15 protein-coding genes are annotated in these 21,904 nt (G+C 54.3%); 11 read left to right on the forward strand and 4 right to left on the reverse strand.

Going from position 1 to position 21,904, the window contains the following annotated elements; translation table 11 throughout:
• Positions 1 to 134: 134 nt before the first annotated feature.
• Positions 135 to 1,073 carry a hypothetical protein gene (locus tag ACFQI7_RS10690; protein ID WP_218099269.1) on the forward strand — a complete coding sequence of 313 codons (939 nt, stop codon included), beginning with the start codon at positions 135 to 137 and terminating at the stop codon, positions 1,071 to 1,073.
• Between the two features lie 131 nt (positions 1,074 to 1,204).
• Positions 1,205 to 1,384: a hypothetical protein gene (locus tag ACFQI7_RS10695; protein WP_218099268.1), complete on the forward strand. Its 180-nt coding sequence runs from the start codon at positions 1,205 to 1,207 to the stop codon at positions 1,382 to 1,384.
• 382 nt (positions 1,385 to 1,766) lie between these two features.
• Here ACFQI7_RS10695 and ACFQI7_RS10700 read toward each other — a convergent pair whose 3' ends face one another.
• Positions 1,767 to 2,699 (reverse strand): alpha-amylase family protein, encoded by a 933-nt coding sequence (locus tag ACFQI7_RS10700; protein WP_218099267.1) that lies wholly within the window; start codon positions 2,697 to 2,699, stop codon positions 1,767 to 1,769.
• Between the two features lie 266 nt (positions 2,700 to 2,965).
• Positions 2,966 to 3,838 (reverse strand): AraC family transcriptional regulator, encoded by an 873-nt coding sequence (locus tag ACFQI7_RS10705; RefSeq protein ID WP_218099266.1) that lies wholly within the window; start codon positions 3,836 to 3,838, stop codon positions 2,966 to 2,968.
• Between the two features lie 125 nt (positions 3,839 to 3,963).
• Here ACFQI7_RS10705 and ACFQI7_RS10710 point away from each other — a divergent pair, with 125 nt between their 5' ends.
• Positions 3,964 to 6,654, forward strand: a complete 2,691-nt coding sequence (locus ACFQI7_RS10710) for an alpha-L-rhamnosidase (RefSeq protein WP_230414956.1) — start codon at positions 3,964 to 3,966, stop codon at positions 6,652 to 6,654.
• Between the two features lie 68 nt (positions 6,655 to 6,722).
• Here ACFQI7_RS10710 and ACFQI7_RS10715 read toward each other — a convergent pair whose 3' ends face one another.
• Positions 6,723 to 8,033 (reverse strand): ABC transporter substrate-binding protein, encoded by a 1,311-nt coding sequence (locus ACFQI7_RS10715; protein ID WP_218099265.1) that lies wholly within the window; start codon positions 8,031 to 8,033, stop codon positions 6,723 to 6,725.
• A 226-nt stretch (positions 8,034 to 8,259) separates the two neighbouring features.
• Here ACFQI7_RS10715 and ACFQI7_RS10720 point away from each other — a divergent pair, with 226 nt between their 5' ends.
• The 4 genes from ACFQI7_RS10720 (at position 8,260) to ACFQI7_RS10735 (ending at position 13,814) form a co-directional block, all read left to right on the forward strand.
• Entirely contained in the window at positions 8,260 to 9,123 is an 864-nt protein-coding gene (locus ACFQI7_RS10720; RefSeq protein ID WP_218099264.1) for an AraC family transcriptional regulator, read from the forward strand.
• Between the two features lie 290 nt (positions 9,124 to 9,413).
• Complete coding sequence (locus ACFQI7_RS10725) at positions 9,414 to 10,274, forward strand: helix-turn-helix domain-containing protein (protein ID WP_218099263.1); 861 nt, start codon at positions 9,414 to 9,416, stop codon at positions 10,272 to 10,274.
• A gap of 18 nt (positions 10,275 to 10,292) precedes the next feature.
• Positions 10,293 to 12,497 (forward strand): glycosyl hydrolase family 95 catalytic domain-containing protein, encoded by a 2,205-nt coding sequence (locus tag ACFQI7_RS10730; protein ID WP_218099262.1) that lies wholly within the window; start codon positions 10,293 to 10,295, stop codon positions 12,495 to 12,497.
• Positions 12,498 to 12,542: 45 nt separating this feature from the next.
• Positions 12,543 to 13,814, forward strand: a complete 1,272-nt coding sequence (locus ACFQI7_RS10735; RefSeq protein ID WP_218099261.1) for an endo-alpha-N-acetylgalactosaminidase family protein — start codon at positions 12,543 to 12,545, stop codon at positions 13,812 to 13,814.
• Between the two features lie 9 nt (positions 13,815 to 13,823).
• On the opposite strand, the gene ACFQI7_RS10740 is transcribed toward ACFQI7_RS10735, so the two are convergent.
• Complete coding sequence (locus ACFQI7_RS10740) at positions 13,824 to 15,152, reverse strand: alginate lyase family protein (RefSeq protein ID WP_218099260.1); 1,329 nt, start codon at positions 15,150 to 15,152, stop codon at positions 13,824 to 13,826.
• A gap of 155 nt (positions 15,153 to 15,307) precedes the next feature.
• Here ACFQI7_RS10740 and ACFQI7_RS10745 point away from each other — a divergent pair, with 155 nt between their 5' ends.
• The 4 genes from ACFQI7_RS10745 to ACFQI7_RS10760 all read left to right on the forward strand — a co-directional run bounded on the left by ACFQI7_RS10745 (position 15,308) and on the right by ACFQI7_RS10760 (position 21,866).
• Positions 15,308 to 16,327 (forward strand): glycoside hydrolase family protein, encoded by a 1,020-nt coding sequence (locus ACFQI7_RS10745; protein ID WP_218099259.1) that lies wholly within the window; start codon positions 15,308 to 15,310, stop codon positions 16,325 to 16,327.
• 392 nt (positions 16,328 to 16,719) lie between these two features.
• Positions 16,720 to 19,020 carry an ABC transporter ATP-binding protein gene (locus ACFQI7_RS10750; RefSeq protein ID WP_218099258.1) on the forward strand — a complete coding sequence of 767 codons (2,301 nt, stop codon included), beginning with the start codon at positions 16,720 to 16,722 and terminating at the stop codon, positions 19,018 to 19,020.
• Positions 19,017 to 19,610 carry a DUF1854 domain-containing protein gene (locus tag ACFQI7_RS10755; RefSeq protein ID WP_230414954.1) on the forward strand — a complete coding sequence of 198 codons (594 nt, stop codon included), beginning with the start codon at positions 19,017 to 19,019 and terminating at the stop codon, positions 19,608 to 19,610. The genes ACFQI7_RS10750 and ACFQI7_RS10755 overlap by 4 nt, the downstream gene beginning before the upstream one ends.
• A gap of 36 nt (positions 19,611 to 19,646) precedes the next feature.
• On the forward strand, positions 19,647 to 21,866 hold the full coding sequence (locus ACFQI7_RS10760; RefSeq protein ID WP_218099257.1) for an ABC transporter ATP-binding protein: 2,220 nt from the start codon (positions 19,647 to 19,649) through the stop codon (positions 21,864 to 21,866).
• The last annotated feature ends 38 nt before the right edge of the window (positions 21,867 to 21,904 follow it).

Below are 21,904 nucleotides of genomic sequence, written 5' to 3' on the forward strand. Positions count from 1 at the left end.
TTTGCGATGCTCCCCCGCGGGAGCTTTTTTTATTTGTCTTATAAAACGCAGCGGCTTTGAAACATTTGGCCGTGCCGCTTCGTTTAATGATCGGCAAGCAATATTGGATGGTTTCGAGGAATGGAGGAATGCTTTTGTACGAATTTCCCTGGCTCAAATATGTGCTGTGGATCGTCAGCGTGCTGCCGTTCCTCCTGTTGATTCCGCTGCATAACAAACGCGAAGCCGACGAGCCGGTGCTCGGACTCAAACTGGTCGGGTATGTGATATTGGGCGCTTTTACGTTTCGTATCAATCAATTCGGCATTCCGCTGGGATTTTTCGTTTACGGGATGTTTTTTCGGCCGGCCGTCAATGCGGCAGTCAAAAGGAAAGCGGCGTATCTCGGTTTGCTCGTGTTTGCCATCATGTTCATTTATTGCCTGCTGCCGGATATGCGGCGCGTGGAGCGTTCGGTCGAGTTGCCAGTTTCCAACGACAACGTATATCGCATGAGCTGGCAGAAAGATCAACGGCGGCTTGCCGGAACGCTTCGCGAATATTTGTCCGTAAGCGATTTTTCATTCAGTTTCGAGCCGGACGGCGCTTTGCGTGAATTGCGCATGACAATGACGGGTTCAAAGACCACAGGTTACTTTGTCAGTCTTCGCCCGGATTCGCGGCAGTATCAAATCCGGTATACGGAAGAATACCCGAAGGAGCCAGGTAAGCCGATGAACCGGCAGCCGCCTCCGTTTCCTAACAGCTTGTTGCCGGTGATAACGCTCTTTACTCAGCTGGACCGTCTCCGCATGCAAGACATGCTGCCCGAAGGAGTATTCGATTATTTCACGGTCGTCGTTCCTCCCGGCATTTATTACGGGAAATTTAAAGCTCCGCAGGATCCGTCATATCTCGTTCGCGGAGCAGACATGACGAAGCTGTCCCCGGGAGAAGAACTGGAGCTGCCTTCTTATTATCACCTGTTCGTGCAAGGCATGGTAACGCGTTCTTCGAACCCGCCAGGCAGCGGGGATCGTCATGTCGTGTCCAGTTCCAGCGCGGCTGGAAAGCATTTTTATATTGTTCCCTAATGGAGAGGCAAACAAATGTTAGTGCTTCCCTCCCAAAATGCAGTCGGTCTGCGAACAGTATAGTAGGCGAAAGAAAAATTCGAATCAGCAACGATTCGTTAAACTTATGTTAGCAATTAGGAGGGATTCAATTGAAAGCGGCTACCATTACCAAGTCGGATATCGACCGGCTGCTGCAGGAGATGAGTCACGCGGGCCGGGAAATTACGGCAATCGGAGAATCATTCAAAGAAATCAATTCGTCGCTGAGACGGCTGACATCCCAAATCAATCAACTGGACAACCGATATCATCAAATATCAGCAAATTAGCAAAAAGGCGCAGCGTTCCTCAGTCGGAGCTGTGCCTTTTTCATGTGCATATGGGGGCGACATCGACGAGCTGCCGAATGCGGTTCCGGAGGAGCTTTTATCTTATTCATCAAGAGAATGCCCACCCGGCCGGTTGGAACTGCGCTAATAGGATCCGCAATTGAACCAATATACGCTACATTGGGAAACGTGATAACTTCATATCCAAAGTAAAGCTTCGTGGCGGACTCCAGTGAGTACAGGTTATGGGCTGCTGAGGATTGGCGGGAGCGTCTTTTGTGAGAATCCCGCCAATCTTTTTTTGCTATAAACCTGGGAATTAACCGTCGTCTCCGTACCGCTTATGCTCAGGGTCCACTGCAACCCGCTGGCGGATGAAACGCTAATTCCCGAGCCTCAGCCAACTATCCCATTCGTGAACGGCTGTTCCTTTATAGGAGGCATGACTTCCGAGAGCTTCATTTATTTTGCCGAGCTCTGCGTTCATGGAAACGTAACCCTTCGTATAGAAGCTGCCGCCCGGTTCTCCGCTGTCAACGGTATCCACCGCGATCAACGCAGGAACGCCAGCCAGATCCGCTTCGGCCAGTTCGTTCTTGACCGAATCGATAATGTCTTTGGCATTATCAATGTAAGCCATGAGCGTCACCTGCTCCACCATGCGAATGAGACGGTCCGAAAGTGTCGTCATGCCGCCGTAACCGTCGCGAACGCGGTAGGAATCAATCCAAACCGGCATATCGATGCCGACGGTCAAATCGGTGTCGCTCTTCACTTCCTGTACAAATCCGCTCACGGTATCGGTCCACAGGCCGATAATTGCGTCCGACTGCTGCTTCCACTGCGGCATCACGTACGGTTCCACATCCAGATGGATACCGTCGAACTGTTCTTCCGCTTGGGCGCCGGCGTTGTACTGTTTCACCCAATAAATGAATTTGTACATTTTGTAGTTGTGTTCGGGAAGCACCCAATCGGGCGCACCGCTCATTGCATGTACCTTGATGCCGCCCGCATGCGCCGCGCGGATGAACTCCTTGTAATACGTTGCCGAGAAATCCGGGTCGATAAACAAATACAGACGATTCACGCCTTTCTCCGCCAACTGCCGCAACGTATTGTCCTTGTCTGTGATCAAGTACGGATTCCACATCCAGGTGCTGACGACTGCCTGCTGCTCCGGCGCGGCCGCTTTGGCGATAGAACCGCCTGCTCCGGAAAGCGGCGAGCATGCCAACGTTTGTCCGGCGATGACGAGCCCAAGTACCATCGTTCCAAGACGTCTGAGCCTTTTTGCCGATTGTTTCTTCTTCACTGATTTTCTCCTTCTGTCTTAGACTTGATCGGACGAAATACGCCCACCTAAAGGCTTCGAGGTAAAATCAGGAAATGAGTGGGGCACCCGCAATTGTTCAAATTTATGGATTGGAATCCCAGCGACCAAATTCATTCCGAACCCGGTTCGGCCAGCGCCTATCATTGTAGGTCGTTCGCGATGACGGATCAAGGCTTATTTGACTTTCGCGATGGGCTCTACCTTGCAGCATGAGTAGGATAGAGGGAGTACGCGTCATAGCCGGATCAGCTTTGCCTGAACTCGCCGGGAGTCATTCCCGTCTTCCTTTTGAAAAGCGCGTAGAAGTGCTTCATATCTTTGAATCCTGCCCGTTCGGCAACCGCGTACACCTTCCAATCGGTCGTCCGCAGCAGCTCGCAGCACCGGTGTACCCGGATCGTCTGAATGTAATCGGAGTATGTTTGTCCGGTCGCTTTCACGAAAAGCCGTTGAAAATGCCGCTTGCCAACGTTGAGCCGGGCGGCGGCTTCTTCCAGAAGGGGCGGAGCCTCCGAGTTATGTTCAATCCACAGCAGCACTTCGTCGAATCTCGTCTCCCCTTTGTCCGCCGCTGCCGTCTCTTCCGAATAAACCGATCTTGCAAACGCGACGATCAGTTGGGTCAAACAGCTCACGATCATGGTGCGGCGCGCTTCCTTGTGAAGCGTATACTCCAGATGAAGCCGGCTCATCAGCGTGTGAATCTCGTTGCTCTGCTCTTTGGCCCGAAGCCAGCGCATTTCTTGACGGAGAAGGCGAAACACGGACAGTTCTTCCTCCGGCAAAAGACACGCCTGGCTCTCGGTAATTCGGTCAAGCATCTCCGGCGAGAATATGCAGTTGTATACGATCAGCCGGCTGCGGGTATCGGCATGCGCAGGGCGAAATACATGTGATACCCCTACCGGTATAAAAAACCAGTCGCCTTGCTTCACGGGCAGCGTCTGCTCGCCGATGTATTGATAACCGCCGCCTTCGGCCACGTAGCATAGCTCCATAAAATCGTGGCCGTGCTCGAGCAGCGAGAACGATTCGACGGCGCGATTGACATACACCGGAAAATCAGGCTCGAAATACGATTTCCCCTTTAACGTCCGCATGCTTTTTCGAATAGTCATGTCATCATTCGCTCCTTGTGATTGTAATGTCATTATAGACCTATATAAATGTCGGGAACAACCCATAAATATCGCAATCATTCATACTACAATGAAGGAAAATCGAGCCTGAGGTGATGACAAACATGGGACTGCAAGTCGTTCGACTGAAATGCGAGTACAAGAACAATCCGCTCGGACTGGATGTACGCAAGCCGAGACTCGGCTGGAACATCGAGGCGAGCCGCAGAAATACGAATCAAAGCGCTTACCGGATACATGTATCGAAGGAAGATCCGGACTTTAACACACTCGTATGGGACACCGGTACGATCGATTCCGACCAATCCGTCCATATCGTTTATGAGGGAACGCAACTTGAGCCCCGAACCCGTTACTATTATCGAGTTCGCGTGTGGGACGACCAGGGGACCGGTTCGGAATGGAGCAGTTCCGCTTACTGGGAAACCGGATTGATGGAGACGTCCGCATGGAAAGCGGAGTGGATATCGCCTTCCCGCAAACCGTCGGACGGCACAGGGGACAAGCCGGCGGAAGAACCCGCCGATTATGTAAGAAAGCCATTCACATCGCCGGGAAAAGTTCGTTCCGCCCGTATTTACGCGACTGCACTGGGTTTGTATACGCTGTACTTGAACGGCCGCCGTGTCAGCGACGACCTGTTCACGCCGGGCTGGACAAGTTACAATAAGCGGCTGCAGTACCAGACGTACGACGTCACCGGCTTGATCGGTCAAGGAGAGAATGTTGTCGGCGCCGTGCTTGCCGATGGATGGTACAAAGGCAATTTGGCCTGGAAGGGTGTGCGCAACCTGTATGGCGACCGGCGCGCTTTTCTGATGCAGCTTCATGTGAAATTCGAGGACGGAAGCGAGCAGGTATGGTCGACGGACCGTTCGTGGCATGTATCTTCATCCGGTCCGATCCGGATGGCGGAGCTGTATCATGGTGAACAGTACGATGCCACGTTGGAGCTGACGGGCTGGAGTTCCCCCGATTACAACGCTTCAAGCTGGACGCTTGCGGAAGTGCTGGATCATCCTAAAGGGCACTTGGTTGCCCAAGAGAACGATCCGACACGGGTAGTGGAGGACATTCAGCCGATTGCCGTGATCCACACGCCTAAGGGCGAAACGGTTATCGATATGGGTCAAAACATGGTCGGCTGGGTGCGTTTCACGGTCAATGCCAGCGCAGGACATCGGATCGTATTGGAGCATGCGGAAGTGCTGGATAAGGAAGGCAACTTCTACACCGCCAATTTGCGTTCGGCCAAGCAGCGGATTGAATATATATGCAAGGGCGGGGATGCGGAAACGTACGAGCCGCATTTTACATTCCAAGGCTTCCGTTATGTGAAGGTGGAAGGTTGGGACGGCGAGCCGGACTTGAGCAGCTTTACGGGCAGGGTCATTCATACGGATATGGATCACACCGGATTTTTCGAATGCTCCGATCCGCTGATCAATCAGCTGCAGCACAACATTCTGTGGGGGCAAAAAGGCAACTTCCTCGACATCCCGACCGATTGCCCGCAGCGGGACGAACGGCTCGGCTGGACCGGCGATGCGCAGGTGTTCATCCGGACGGCGGCATTTAATATGAATGTTGCGCCATTTTTCACGAAGTGGCTTCGGGACTTGAAAGCCGATCAGTTTGAGGATGGAGCCGTTCCGCACGTAATACCGGATGCGCTTCCTGCCGACCATACGCACAGTTCCGCGGCATGGGGCGACGCTGCCGTCATTTGCCCGTGGACCGTATATTTATGCTATGGGGATACGCGCATTTTGGAAGAGCAGTACGACAGCATGAAAGCCTGGGTGGAATATATGCGCCGCCAAGGCGATAACGAGTTTTTGCGCAACACGGGCTTTCATTACGGAGACTGGCTCGGCCTCGATGCCAAAGAAGGCAGCTATCGGGGGGCAACGCCTAATGATTATATCGCGACCGCGTTTTACGCTTATTCGACCAGCCTGCTTGCGAAGACGGCGGAGATTCTAGGCAACGCCCAGGACGCGGAGCAGTACCGGCTGCTGCACCGCCGGATCGTCGAAGCATTCAATAAGGAATTCGTGACGCCGGCAGGGCGTCTGGCCGCGCCGACGCAGACGGCGCACGTGCTCGCGCTCATGTTTGATCTGGTGGACGGCGCGGTCAGGCGGCGCGTGGCCGGTACGCTCGCCAAAATGGTGGAACAAAACAAAGACCGTCTGACGACCGGATTCGTCGGCACGCCGTATTTATGCCATGTGCTATCGCAGAACGGTTACCACGAGACGGCAGTTAAGCTTGTGCTGCAAAAGGAATATCCGTCGTGGCTCTATTCGGTACTGAAGGGCGCAACCACGATGTGGGAGCATTGGGACGGCATCAAGCCGGACGGCTCTTTCTGGAGTACGGCGATGAACTCCTACAACCATTACGCGTACGGATCGATCGGCGATTGGATGTATCAAGTGCTGGCCGGTCTGGATACGGATCGCGAAACGGTCGGCTATAAGCATCTTCAGATTCGCCCGCAGCCGAGCGACGGGTTCGAGTGGGTGCGCGCAAAGCTTGTGACGATGTACGGCACGGTTGAATCGGGCTGGCGGAAGCAGCCGGACGGGCGACTGACGGTCGAGATTACGCTGCCGCCGAATACGACCGCTTCGGTCGAGCTTCCGAAAGCGCTGCTTGCGGAAGTGCAGGAAAACGGACGCCGGGCAGAGACCGCGGAAGGCATTATTTCCTGCCGGCAAGCAGAGGGCAATGTCCGCCTTCGTCTCGGATCGGGGACGTATACTTTTTCATATCCCTTCGTCGTGTGACGACGGCAAGCTCCCGGGCCTTTAGCCCGGGAGCTTTTTCATACAGCAAGAAGCAGGCGCAAGTCAACCTACCGTTTCGCATTACGTTCTTTTTGGATCGCCAGATTCGCTTTTTCTTCAGCTTCCCTCAATGCGGTATTGATATCTTTTTTATTCACTGCCACCTCTTTGGCCGCGTCGTTCAGGAACGGATCGGCTATCGCTTTCCAGATGGAATAGTCCGGAAGCGGCGAAGGAGACGTTTTGAAGATCGCTTGCAAATTTTTACCCGCAAAAACATTGGCATCCACGGCGAAGCTCATTTTGATTTTCGGATCTTGAAGCGGGGACAGACGTCCGTTTTTGCTGAGCGCCGTTTGTGCCTCTTCGGAAAGCATCGTGAGCAGCACACGGTAGGCAGCCTCTTTATGTTTGGTCGATTTCGATACGGTGAGCATATGAAAATCAACCGGGTTGCCTAGATTCGGACGCTCTTTGAACGTCGGGTAACCAGCAAGGTCCCACTCGAACTTCGGCTTGCTTTTGACGACGGACGAGGAGATGGAGGCGATCCAATCCGTCTTCATCGCGAGCGTGCCGCCGTTAAGATTGATCGGCAAATACGTATTGCCGACGACGAGACCGGGTATGGTGAAAAACTGCTGCAGTAATGAGAACACCGCTTTGTGCCGATCCGTCGTAAACACGGCTTTCTCGTCTTTGGCATCGATATTGGATGCGCCGTATTGTCGAATCAGGTTCAACACATTGTTGGGCGTTCCGCCGATATATTGCACGCCGCCGTCCATGCGCGTAAGCCGTCTGGACAAATCGAGATACTCTTCCCATGTCACCGTATCTTTCGGATACGGAATGCCGAATTTATCGAACAAATCTTTGTTGTACATCAGCGCACCATGGTTCATGCCGAAGGGCAATCCGTACATGGCTCCGTTCCGGCTTACCGTTTGTATCACTTCGACGATGGCCGGCTCGATGCGACTCACATCGACGTTGAAACGCCGGATCATCGGGTTCAAATCTTCGGGGTAGCCGATTTCGATATAAGCGCCCAATTGTGTGTTACTAACTGCGACAAGGTCCGGCGTCGTGCCGGAAGCAAGCAATTTCTCGATGCTCGTTTCTTTGGTCAGCTTCATTGTAATATCCGGATTTTTCGCTTTGACCGGTTGTGCGAAATACTGTTGGAATTCCTCTTCAGTAATCCCCGTATTCCGGTCCTGAACAAGCAGCTCGACCGGGCCGCCCGTATACGCATCCGTCGCTTTCGGAGACGGTCGATCGATCTCGGCGCCGCCGGGAGAGTTTGCGCTGCAACCGTAAAGCAAAGCGATCGCCGCAAAAACAGCCATGCTAACGCATGTTCGTTTATATGACATGCAATCCACCGTCCCTCCGATTCATATTAAATAACGATAGCATACTACTCATGATATGGAGGTGCGGTATTTGCGCCTTGATTTGACTGCTGGTGAGATGCAGGGCCCGACAATCGATACCGGCCGTCGCCGAAATTCGATTGAACCTCTGTCCCCTGCGCTATATAATGGAAGAAACGGACGCAATTCCTACCTGGCATAAGAAAGGGTCGGTGATTCTTTGTTGATGAAATCGCATCCTTATCGCATTTTTACCGATTATTATTACAAGTGGAGAATGCTTCCCAGCCGTTTCACCCTACATACGCATCCGCGCTACGAAATATTGTATTTCCACAGCGGCAGCTGCAGCTATGTGCTCGGGGATCGGGTTATCCCGCTGCAGCCAGGCGATCTGATCATCATGAACGGAATGACTCAGCATTGCCCCAAGGTGGATCGGTCGTCGGAATACGTCCGCACTATGTTTTCATTTGACCCTTGCCTCGTTGAAATTTTTGGCCCCGCCCTGTTAAAATGCAGCCCCTTACAGCCTTTCGAAACGCTTAGAAATCACCACATCCGATTGAATCCCGATGCGCAAGCTGATTTAGAAAACATATTGGAACGAATCGACCGGTTTTATCGCCTGAACGATATCGTACCTCACCACCGGTTATTGATGGCGTTTTACGACTTGCTGATGTTTGTATATGAGCAGTGCCGAGCGGAGATTGGCGGCCGGCCGCGTTATAAATCGGATCGGGAACGTTATGCGCAGCAAATTATCGATTTCGTCGAAAGTGCGTATATGACAGACCTCGATTTGGATCGCATCGCGGACGAGCTTCATATTAGCCGGTATCATTTGATGAAAGTGTTTCGCGACAGTACCGGGATGACGATATTTGATTACATTTATAAAAGAAGAGTGAATCAAGCGAAAATATTGTTTTTTCAAAGCGACGAACTTACCGTTACCGATGTTTGTTTTAAAGTCGGTTTCAAGCATCTTTCGCATTTTAGCCGGGTATTCAAGCGGCAGGTCGGCGTATCGCCGGATCAATTCAGGAAGTCAGTGCAGGGCGTACATTTCGTATCGAATGGATAACGATATGTGCCCGAAAAGAAGCGGAAACAAGTAAATATCCATGCCCGGGCTGCCGCATGACAGCCTTGTTTGCATTTCCTTATAGCAAAAAAGCAACATGTGATCATAAAAAAACGCAATTACGTGCGGGAAGAAACCGTATAAGATGAACATAGGGAATTGTATAATCCGGACGTTGAAGCCGAAACGAAAACGGGCTGCGACCGGCCATCGCAGGAGGTGACGGTTTCGTCGGAAAACGGTTTCAATCACGGCGCATGGAGACTATTCGATAAGAGGGGGTCGCACGGATGAGAGGCATTCGTTTTCACGAAACAAATGTATTCCGAGATGCGCAGCTAAGGACCGGCTGGATCGGTAAACTAGAAGGCCCGGGAGAGAGCGTAATGGCTCCTTTCGACGGGGGAGACGGCTTCTTGTTGATCGTTGCCCACAAAGGGAAAGGTAACGTGGAATGCTGCGGCAAGGCATACCCGCTTCTTGCGGGCTGCTATTACTTGGCGCTTCCTGGCAACCCGTTCACATACAATATAACGCTGCCGGTTGACGGTTCGGTCATCGCTTGTTGTTTTACTTTGCAGGATTATGAGCTGGAAAATATCATTCGCGGCATTCCGGCGACGGGAACATGCGGTTCCGCCGATTTGAACGCCCTGGAGCATTGGATTCGGGTCGCCGAACAGGAACAGAAAGGTCCCCATCCGCTTACGTGCTACCGGATCGACTCGGGGATTAAGACGACATTGTTGTCGCTGGCTCACACCGCACTGGGCGGCGATGTAACGGAACGGGACATGATGCCGGAACAAAGAGAAAAGCAGCATCGCATTTCGTTTCCAATGGCGGAGTATATTCGCAAACATTACTCCGACAAAGTAACGCTGGGCGAGATGGCCAAGCATTTCGGTTTTCACCCCCATTACATCATCAAGATGTTTAACCAGCGCATCGGCATGAGCCCGATTCAATATTTGCAGGAAATCCGTCTTCTCAAGGCGATGGAATTTTTGGAGCAGACGAACATGACGGTAACCGAAATCAGCGAAAGCGTAGGGCTGACGACCTCGTATTTCTCAAGGCTGTTTCATGAACGCAAAGGGGAGTCCCCATCGCAGTATCGCAAACGGAAGTACGGCATCAAAACTTCATAATAGGAACAGGGAGACATTATGATAACGAATAAAATCGATTGGGGTTCCTTTTTGGCCCGGCATGACATGACTTGGGTCGTAAAACCGATTTCGTGGGACGAGGGGGCTTTTCTCGGCAACGGGCAAATCGGCGCGATGGTTTATGCGGAGGAGCATCGCGCCAAGCGCAACGTGCTTCGCTTCGTTCTCGGGCATACGGACATAACGGCGAGGAGAGCGACCGGCAGCGGGTTTCCCCCGCGCGTGCCGATCGGCGAGCTGGATTTGGAGCTCGTGGGGCATTTGTATCAGCCGACGACGCTTCGTCTCGACCTGTGGAACGCCGAGCTTCGTGCCGAAATTATGACGACGGTCGGCAAAGTGTCGCTGCGCGCTTTCGTACACAGCACCCGGCCTGTGCTTTGCGTGGAACTGACAACGACGGAGGAGGAGCGCGGCGCGGCTCTTCGCTGGTACGCGAACCCGGAAGTCGATCCGGTGCTGAAAAATGCGGACGGGTTCAATCTGAACCAATACATTCCCGATACGACAGTGGACAAATGGGATACGAACGGCATGTCCTTCGGCGTGCAGCGGTATCCGTCCGGGGAAGGCTGTGTTACCGCATGGAAAGTTGTCCCCGATACGCCGCTGACCTGCAAGTTCCTGCTTACCGTTAGAAACGGAGCGGGTGACGCGGAAGTGCGGCAGGCGCAGGAAGATTTGGCAACCGCAGGAAAGCTTCCTTGGCAAGAGCTTGTCCAATCTCACCGTGCATGGTGGCATGCCTATTACCCGCAAAGCTTCGTCTCCTTGCCGGATACGAGGCTGGAAGGGTTTTACTGGATCCAGATGTATAAGCTGGCTTCGGCGACCCGTTCGGACGGGAAGATCATCGACAATCAGGGGCCGTGGCTCGCTCCAACGCCTTGGGCAGGAGTCTGGTTCAATATGAACGTGCAGATGAGTTATTCGCCCGTGTACACTTCCGGGCGGCTGTCGATCGGCGAATCACTGGTGAAGAGCTTCCGGGAGCAAATGCCGAACCTGATCGGCAACGTGCCGGAAGCGTACCGCCACGATTCCGCCGGGCTTGGACGGAGCTGCAGCTACGACCTGAAAGCCAAAGTGGGCGACGAGACCGGCAACTTAACGTGGGTATGCCATAATTTGTGGCGGCATTACCGCCATTCGATGGATGACGAGCTGCTGCGCGAGTTGTTGTATCCGTTGCTGCGCCGGAGTGTGAACTTTTATTTGCACATCTTGGAGGAGGGGGAAGACGGCAAACTTCATCTGCCGCCTTCCGTATCGCCGGAGTACGGTTCCTTCAAACAACTGACCGTGCCTGATTGCCATTACGATTTGGCGCTCCTTGCCTGGGGGTGCCGTACGCTCATTCGCATCTGCGAACGGCTGGGAGTGCAGGACGAGCTTCACTCGAAGTGGGACGACGTGCTGGTTCGCCTGACTCCGCTGCCGACCGACCCGGAAGAAGGTTTTCTTCTTGGGAAAGGGCAATCGCTCGAATTCGGACACCGCCACTTCAGCCATCTGCAGGCAATATTCCCGCTCCATATCGTCAGTGGGGAGACGGACGAGGAGCGAGCGCTCATCCTCCGTACGCTGCGACATTGGATAGGCAAAGAAGGCGACCTTCGCGGCTTTAGCTTTACGAGCGCGGCTTCCGTAGCCGCCGCGATCGGACTGGGGGATGAAGCGCTGCAGTACATTCGCACGATGCTGCATTTGTTCAAGCCGAATACGATGTATAAGGAAGCAGGGCCGGTCATCGAATCGCCGCTGGCCGGCGCGGAGTCGCTGCACGACCTGCTGCTGCAAAGTTGGGGAGACGGCATCCGCGTATTTCCTGCGGTTCCTTCGGAATGGGCGGACGTCGTGTTTCACGATTTGCGGGCGGAGGGCGGCTTTCTCGTCAGCGCCAAACGGGAGCGTGGACGGACGGCATGGATTCGGATTCGCAGCTTGGCCGGGGAACCTTGCCGTCTACGGACGGATTGGGAGCCGGATGCCCCGGTTGCATGCAGCAAGCCGGGCGCATGCCGCATGGACGGCAGCGGATGGCTGACGGTCGAACTGCAGCAGGGGGAAGAAGCCGTATTGTATCCGGATGGCGCTTTGCCGGCAGAATTCGATGTGCATCCGCTTCCGGCCCAGCCGCACCTGTGCGGATATTTCGGCGGGCACAAGCCGTGGAAGCTGTACGGGCTGCCGAACCGCTGAGACACGATGTGCCGATGAATATACAAGAAAGAAGGCGTGCCGCCGATGTTGTCTTTTAAACACCGCTATCATCAGACGCTTACAATGAAAATGACACTGTGCGAAAAAGGCGGGCAGCAGCGGCTGACCTGCGAGCAGGCGCTGGAGGTTATACGCAAGCTGGACCGTTTGACGCGCGGAATTCCGAAAATCGTGTACTTGGTCGGCTGGCAGTATGACGGGCACGATACGGGATATCCGGCAATGGATGTTGTCAATCCCCGCATCAAGCGTGCGGAAGACGCAACCGCGCTGGACAGCCTAAAGTGGCTAATGTCCGAAGCGTTCCAATACCGCACCGCCGTTAGTCTGCATATCAATATGCTTGACGCACAAGAAGACAGTCCTGTGTGGGATGAATATGTGAAGCTGGATTTGCTCGCCAAAAATCCCGACGGCAGCTTGCGCAAATACAAGTGGGGCTATCCGATCAGTTATACGCTTGAATGGAATGCGGGCTATGCGCAGCGGCGCATCGACCGTCTTACGGACATGCTGCCGCTCGCCCGAGCTGGCACGATCCATATTGACGCGTTCCATCAATACATTCCCGGCTTCGGAGAAGAACCGATCAGTCCGTATCACGGGATTACGACGGACGAGGAGCTCGAAACGCAGTGCAAGATCATCCGTTACTGGATGGAAAAAGGCGTTGACGTAACGTCCGAATTCGATCATCGGTACCGAAAAGATCCGCTGATCGGCCTGCAGCCGTTCGCCTGGCATTTCGGCCAGCTCGATCTGATGCAGGTGCCGGCTTCCGTTTACATCGGCGGAGAAGGCGGGGATGCGCGTTTCGGCGTGAGCATGCTCGGACAAGGCTTGATCAAGAAAGACCCGGAGAAGCTGAAGGGTTTTTTGAAGGAATTTTGCACGACGACGCTGCCCTGGTATTTCCTCAACCGGCTGGAACGCTTGCAGGATAAAGACGGCGTCGTTACGTTCTCGAGCGATGTGACCAGCGGAATGGATGGCGACCGGTTATGGATTCGTCAGGCAGACCGATGGATTCGGCGTGGAGGCGATTTGTTCGTTCCGGCGCTATGGCATGAGCACAGCCACCCGGAAATCATCGCGTTCAGCGAAGAAGGATGCAGCGGGATGGAATGGGAGCTTCCGCCGGACTGGCCGGAAGGCGAAACGGTGGAAGCGTATCGGATCGGCATCGATGGGCTGACTCCGTTCGGACCCTCCATTCCCGTGCGGATGCGCGCCATAAGCTTGACGCTCGGCAAGAGCGAGGCCGTCGCGATCGTGCCGCAAGGCATAAAGCCCTAACCATGGCGGTTAGGGCGAGACCTTCGGCGGTTGAGGCGCGATCAAATTGACGCGGGAGCTCGATTTGGCCGAACCGAGCGTCTTGTCCGCCGCTTCGGCCATGCTGCGGTCGCTGTAGATGATGGCGGCTTCGCGCAGATAGGCGGCGAAATCGGCTTCGTTCTCCGCTTTAATTTGCGCATGAGGCCAAGGCTTGCCGTTGAAATACGGGACAAGAAAATCGAAAGCTTTCTTGATGCTTTTGCCATCGGCCGTCTCGTACTTCCACAGATCGAAGCCGGTCTTCTGGCCGTAGAGGGCGAGCATCGAGAACGCCTCCAGATTGAACACCGGATAGTGGAACGAACGCGTGCGCTTCATTTCCTCCGGCTGTCCGCCGTCCTTGTCGATCTGCGCGGCGATGCGCCCCGGCACCGATTCTTTCAAATAAGCGGCGGCGCCTTCGCGGTCGCCGCTGTGCAGCATGAGGCCGGTCAAGATGGCGTCATACCACGTACTGTGGTTGTTGGTCGCTTTCTTCTCCTGCAGCGCGAGCGGGTTTTCCTTCAGCCACCTGACGTACTGGGAAAGCCAGCTGCGGTAGCCGTCTTGGTCCTGCTTCGACCAGCCGGTCGAGCCTTCCAGCAGCGAGGCGGCGTCGGAAGTCGCAAGGAAGTGCCGCGAATCGAGCACGCCTTCCTTGCGCCCGTCGGCCCGGCCCGGCACGCTTTGCCCGAAGTTCATATTCGGGTTCATCTTCGTGGCGGAGTCGAGGAACCAGGTGCGGAGCAGCTTGCCGGCCTGCACGGCATACGGCTCATGGCCCGTCAAATAATAAGCGAGCGCGAGCGTTTCTACCGTTCCGGCCATTTTGCCGAACCGGACGGCGTCGTATTTTTCGGTATCGCGCTCCGGGTTCGTTTGCCCGTCCTTCTGGATGTACGGCTTGCCGTCCGCCTTAGCCGGGTCGGGCCACCAATAGGGCGCCATACTCATATAATCGTGCTTATCGCCGCTCAGCGGTACGGATGTTTTAGCCGTTACGGTGAAGGGTGGCGTCTTCAGTGCCGCATCCGCTTCCCGCTTCAGCTGATCCAGCGCAGCTTTGTATTCGGCCGCGTTGCCGGCTGCGATCTTGGCGCGAATATCGCTGAGCACGGCGCCGTTCATAATATACGTTGCCGGTGCGGCCGAAGATTTGGCAGACGGCTGTCCGGAAGGCTCCGGTTTGGACGCTTCCGATGCGGAAGGCGCGGCTGCCGGCGTGCCCGTCTGCTTCACACCGCCGCTGCATCCGGATAGAAGGGCGGCGAGCAAAGCCGATTGAACGATGAAATATGCTTTACCTTGCAGGTTCAAAGGTGGTTCCTCCGTTTGCGATTCTTTGGTATAGTTTGATTATAGACTTGCCGGTACGAAGAAAACATAGCTTAAATCGTTGTTTCCTTGTCGAATCCTCATGATTTGCTTGCAACGAAACTACAAGATATATGGAATAGGAGAGTTGTCATCTTATGAAATGGAACATTCAACCAGCTCCGAAGCAAGGCGGTTTCCGCATGGAAGGATATTGGGTATGGTGCGGATCGGTCGTACGCGGAGAAGACGGCAATTATCATATGTTCGCATCGCGTTGGCCGAAACGTTATCCGATGCATCCGGGCTGGCTATTTGCTTCGGAGGTCGTGAGGGCGGTTTCGGATACGCCGGAAGGGCCGTATGCGTTCCAGGAAGTCGTGCTGCCTGCCAGAGGCGCCGAATACTGGGACGGACGCAGCACGCATAACCCGCACATCACAAAGCATAACGGGACGTACGTACTGTTTTATATGGGCTCCACCCATCCTCTGTCCGATCCGGACACGGAGAGCTTTCTAGGATTGCAGGACCCGGTAACCATCGTCGCTCGGTCAAACAAAAGAATCGGCGTCGCAACCGCACCGAGCGTGTTCGGACCATGGACGCGTCTGGATGCGCCTGTCCTGCCGACCCGCTCCGGCCGATTCGACAGCTTCCTTACGTCGAATCCGGCGCCGAGCGTGGCGGAGGACGGATCGGTGCTGCTCATATACAAGGCGCGCAAATACGAGGGCAACGTGCACGGGAAAATGACGATCGGCGCGGCTGCAGCGGACCATTATTTGGGACCTTACCGGGTGCTGCAGGAGGAGCCCGTTTTCCCGCCGGAGCAGTTCCATCTGGAAGACCCGTTCATCTGGAGGACGAAAGACGGCTATGAGCTGATCGCGAAAGATATGGACGGCAATATTTGCGGAGAGAAATACGGCGGCATTCACGCGCGTTCTGCCGATGGTTTGAAATGGGAAGTCTCGGACGAGCCGCATGCTTACTCCCGCAATATCGTATGGGACGACGGCACGTCGACGACGCTCGGCAATATGGAAAGACCGTTCCTGCTCTTCGGCGAGGACGGCAAGCCCACGCATTTGTTCGCCGCCGTGTCCGACGGAACCAAGGGATTTTCCGACGCCAAGAATACATGGAATATGGTGTTTCCGCTCAAGGAGAAGTAACGGCATAATTAATTCGACATTGAAGTGTACAGAAGGAGAGAAAGAGACGAGAACCGCACGTCATCTTTCTCTCCTTTTCTTCATGTAGAAGACATGAGGTTTAAGTCATAAATGGAAACGCTATTATTGTGACTTGAACGGGAACGGTTGTTCCTATATACTAGGAGTAAGATCCACAAATTGGAGGTGTATCAAAATCAAGCCAATGCATCCTGTGCATCTTGTCGGATTGCAAAACAATTTCAAACGTCGGGCATTCGAAGGGTATTTGGAGAATTCATGCGGTTTCTTCCGTTTTTTCAATCATTTTTTACCTTTTCAGATGGCGGTATAATCATTATTATTGGTAATATGCACGGAAAAATCCCAATTTCTTACTAAATGGAGTAAAGATGAAAACGTTGCCAATGGAAGTGGAAGCGGTACTGCAGCAAAACGGGCTCGATCGGGAACAACTGATCTACTGGATGGTCTGCGATCGAAGCACGGACGGCAGCTTTGCGGATACGTATTTGCTGCTCGGCCGGGAAGCGCTCGTCATCGTCTCCAGCGGGCGGCCGCCGTCGCTTGAGAAAAACTACAAAGGCTTCTTCGTGCCGAAGAAGGAACAAAAGGCCGCCACCCCGGTCCCAACCGGTCCGTGGTCCAAAGAGACGATGAAGCTGAGTGATCTGGAAGCGATCTCAGTCGTCAACCTCGTCGCGTCCGGGATGATCGTGATCAAGGAAAAGGAGGGTGAGCGGATCGTTGCCGCCTTTACGAACGGGCATATGGCCCGGGCGGCGAAGCTGGCTTCCGCATTCAAGAAACTGAAGAAGAACGAAGCGCTTGACCCGCAGGAGCTGGATGAATCGCAGGAAACCTCATCCTGTCCCAAATGCGGCATGATTTACCCGGAAAAAGGCCGGCAAATTTGCCCGAAATGTTTGAAAAAGCACGCCATTTTCCTTAGGCTGCTCTCGTTCTCGGGCGCTTACAAAACTTCGATTTTTTTCATCGTTTTGTTCATGCTGCTTAATTCGGCGACCGGCCTGGTCATCCCGTATTTGCAGGGAACCGTACTGTTCGATCAGGCGCTGGGCGGGAAAGGGACGTTCGCAGGTAAAATCGGACTCGTCATTTTGCTCATCATTGCGTTCCGTACACTGTCGCTGTTGTTCGGGGTCCTTTTCGGGGTCATGATTTCGAAGCTGGCAGCCAACGTTTCCTTCGACCTGAAAACAAGCGTATTTTCCGCCATGCAGCGGTTGTCTCTTCACTTTTTCCAGCGCAAGCAGACGGGCCAGCTCATGACACGGGTGAACAACGACGCGACCGAGCTGCAATATTTTTTCGTAGACGGCATGTCCTATTTTATCGTGAACGCGATGAACATTATTGGCATAACCGTCGTCCTGCTTGTCATGGACTGGAAGCTGACGCTGCTCTGTTTCCTTCCGATGCCGCTCGTCTTCGTTATCGTCCGGAAAGTGTTCCCACGCTTGTGGAGGCTTTCCTGGAGAAGGCACAGGAAGGTGTCGGCGCTCAATTCGATCATCAGCGATACGATGCGCGGGACGCGTGTCGTCAAATCGTTCGGCAAAGAGCAGGAGGAAATCGCACGGTTTCATAAAGCGAACGTCTCCTTCTCCGAATCGGAACAGATGGTTAACAAGCTGGGCGGCACCGTGTTCCCGGTGCTCAACCTGCTGACCCAAACGGGCGGGCTGCTGATCTGGGCTTTCGGCGGCTGGATGGTCATGAAAGGCCAATTTTCATTCGGACAGGTGATGACGTTCGTCGGCTATATGCACATGCTGTACGGTCCGATTCAGTTTATGAACAATATCGTCAACTGGTGGTCGCGCTGCATGTCGGCGGCCCAGCGCATTTTCGAAATACAGGACACGGTGCCGGACGTAGCGGAAAAAGCCGACGCAATTCATCTGGAGGAGCTGAGAGGCGAGATTCGCGTATCGAACGTCGTCTTCGGCTACGAGCCGAACAAAGCGATACTGAAGGGCGTATCCATGGAAGCGAGGCCCGGCCAGATGATCGGCGTCGTAGGACATTCGGGAGCGGGGAAATCGACGCTTGTCAACCTGATCTCGCGATTGTACGACGTGACGGAGGGCGAAATACGGATCGACGGCATCAACGTCAAAGATTTGACGACCGCCTCGCTGCGGCGAAATATTGGCATCGTTTCGCAGGATGTGTATGTATTCTCCGGCAGCATTGCCGAGAATATCGCCTACGCGAATCCCGACTGTACGATTGACGATATTATTTACGCCGCCAAAATCGCCAACGCTCACGATTACATCGAGAAGCTTCCGGACGGATACGACACGATTGTCGGAACGGGCGGCCATAATTTGTCCGGCGGTGAGAAGCAGCGGCTGTCGATCGCGCGAGCTATTTTGTACAATCCGAAAATACTGATTCTCGACGAAGCGACCGCCTCGCTTGACACGGAGACGGAGCTGCAAATTCAGGACGCGCTGGATTCGCTCATCAAAGGCCGAACGACCATCGCCATCGCACACCGGTTGTCCACGCTTCGCAACGCCGATTACCTCGTGGTGATGGACCAGGGCAAAGTGGTTGAAGCCGGGACGCACGACGAGCTGATGAGCAAAGAGGGCGAATACTGCAAGCTCGTGAAAAAGCATGACGAAGCGCTCAAAATGAAAGAGGGGATCATCGCATGACGACAGCGGTTACGGAAACGGAAAACGCTCCGGAGAAAAAATCGATGCCGGTCGGGACGGAGAAAGGCAGCGAACGGAACAACGAGTCGGATCTCGCCGGGGCAGCGCAAATCCGCTATATGACGCCGGCCAATACGAAATTTGACATCACGGAAGGCCGGATGCTGAACGTAACGATTGACGGCGTGCAGACCGATTCCGTCTATGTGCACTGTTCTTTTCCGCATACGAACAAGCGCATTTATTTATCCATCCGGACGTTCGAGAACAAAGAGATCGGAATGATCCGGTCGCTTGACGAGTTCCCGCCCGATGTGGCCGTGCTGCTTGAGGAGCAGGTGCGGGTCCGCTATTTCGCACCGGAAATTACGAGGGTCATCAAGATCAAGGATGAATTCGGCTACTCCTACTGGGAAACGGAGACGACCTCGGGCATTTGCCGTTTTACGGTGCGAAGCGGTGGGAGCAACGCGAAGCTGGTTGGGGAGAACCGGCTGCTGGTTACGGATGTGGACGGCAACCGGTTCGTTATTCCCGATCTGGAGAAGCTCAGTGACAAAGAATACCGGATGGTCGAAATGTGCATGTAATCGTTCGCCAGTACATGGGAGAAAGCGGAGGTTTCGATGAATTTACATTATACGCTCTCCGAACGCGATTTACTCGCAGCGCAGCATGCCGTCGGAGAGCATATCGAATACTGCGTGCCTGCCGATCTGACGTTAGGCGGCATGAGGACGCAAGGCTATTTCGTCATTGGACACGAAAAGTGGGCTAGCATCGAATATGGCGAGACGCTGGACAGCGGTGTGATTGCGGAAGCGAGAGATTACAAAATCGTGCCGCTCATCGGCAATGCCGTTCTGGAAGCGACGGAGAACGGCTCGAAGCGGATCGTCGCCAGAGTGACGATGCAGCATGCGGCCCGCTATGGCTACATGGCCAAAATATTGAACGATAAGGCCGAGAACAGCCCGGTGAAAATTTACAACAACGAAGAGGAAGCCATCTGCACCAATTGCGGCGGCCCGTACATTTCCGGCACGCGCGTTTGCCCGAAGTGCATGAACAAGGCGGCGGCTTTAAAACGGCTGCTGCTCGTCTCCAAGGCCCACTGGAAAAAGCTCGGGCTCGGGGTTGCCGTCCTGCTCGTCTCCGCCGGTCTCGCGATGCTTGGCCCGTATTTCCAGAAGGTGATGGTCAACTCCGCGCTGCAGCCGCCCGAAGGTCAGAGCGCTAGCGTAGAGATGTTCTTCTTTGCGCTGGGCGGGATGTTATCCGTGCTGCTCTTCGGCGAATTGCTCGGCATCGCCAGAGGCCGGATTATGGCGGGCGTCAGCTCGTCGATCGCCGCCGATTTGCGACAAATGGTGTACGACAAGCTGCAGCAGCTGTCGCTCGGATTTTTAACGTCGCAGCGGGCCGGAGACATGATGAACCGCATTTCGTCGGATACGGAACGAATCCGGCAGTTGATTCAAGAGCTGTGCACGACCGCGATTTATCAAATGATCGTGCTTGTCTCCGCAGCGAGTTTGCTGTTTCATGCGGATTGGCGTCTCGCTTGCGTCGTGCTGCTTCCGGCTCCGATTGTCGCCTACTTGCATGTTTACATTTGGAAGCACGTGTTGTGGAAGCTGTTTCATTTGCAATGGCGCGTATATGACAAAGCGAGCTCGTTTTTGCATGACGTGCTGAGCGGAATTCGCGTGGTGAAGGCGTTCGGCAAGGAGCAGCGGGAAATAAGAAGGTTCATTAAGTTCAACCGTGATTTTGCCGACGCTTCGATCAAAAGCGAAAAGCTGTTCAGCATTTTATCGCCGGTCACGAACTACTTGATTCAAATGGGACAATATCTCGTGCTCATGATCGGCTGCAGCATGATTATCGGCAAGGAAATGACGCTGGGGGAGCTTGTCCAGTTTACGATGTACGCATCGATGATTTTCGGCCCGATCGCCTGGCTCATGTTCATGCCGAGATGGGTAGCCAACGCCGTCATCTCCATCGACCGCGTATTTTCCGTCATCGACGAACAGCCGGAAGTGTATGACAAGCATCATTCCAAGAAGCATTCGATTCAGGGCTCCATTTCGTTCCATGACGTTACGTTCGGCTACAAGTCATACGAGCCGGTGCTCAAAAAAATCGAATTTGATGTAAAGCAGGGGGAGATGATCGGGCTTGTCGGCCATTCCGGTTCAGGCAAATCGACGCTGATCAATCTCGTTTCCCGCTTGTACGATGTGACCGAAGGCAGCATTCGCATAGACGGCATCGATATCCGGGATATCAAGCAGGAGGAGCTGCGGTCACAAATCGGCGTCGTGCTGCAGGAAACGTTTCTGTTCAGCGGGACGATCGCCGACAACATCCGGTATTCCAAGCCGGATGCCACGTTCGAGGAGGTCATTGAAGCGGCCAAAATCGCCAACGCCCATGACTTTATCATCCGCTGTCCGGACGGTTACGACACCAAGCTGGAGGAGAACGGGAACAACATCTCCGGCGGCGAGCGGCAGCGGCTGGCCATCGCCAGAGCGGTGCTGAACAACCCGCGCATCCTGATCCTGGATGAAGCGACGGCGTCGCTGGATATCGAGACGGAGACGGCGATTCAGGAAGCGCTCAAGCGGGTGACCCAAAATCGTACGACGCTGGCCATTGCCCACCGGCTAACGACGCTGCGTAACGCCGATCGGCTAGTCGTGCTGGATAAAGGGCGATTGGCGGAAATCGGAAGCCATCAAGAACTGATGGAGCAGAAAGGAATTTATTACAAGCTCGTAACCGCGCAGCGCGGCATGGCCAAACCGAAAGCCGGGCAAGCGGATACGGCTGTATAGCATAGCAATAGCGAAAAAGCTGCCGGGGGCCCGGCAGC

It is taken from the genome of Paenibacillus allorhizosphaerae, assembly GCF_042659105.1.
Taxonomy (GTDB): Bacteria; Bacillota; Bacilli; order Paenibacillales; family NBRC-103111; genus Paenibacillus_G; species Paenibacillus_G allorhizosphaerae.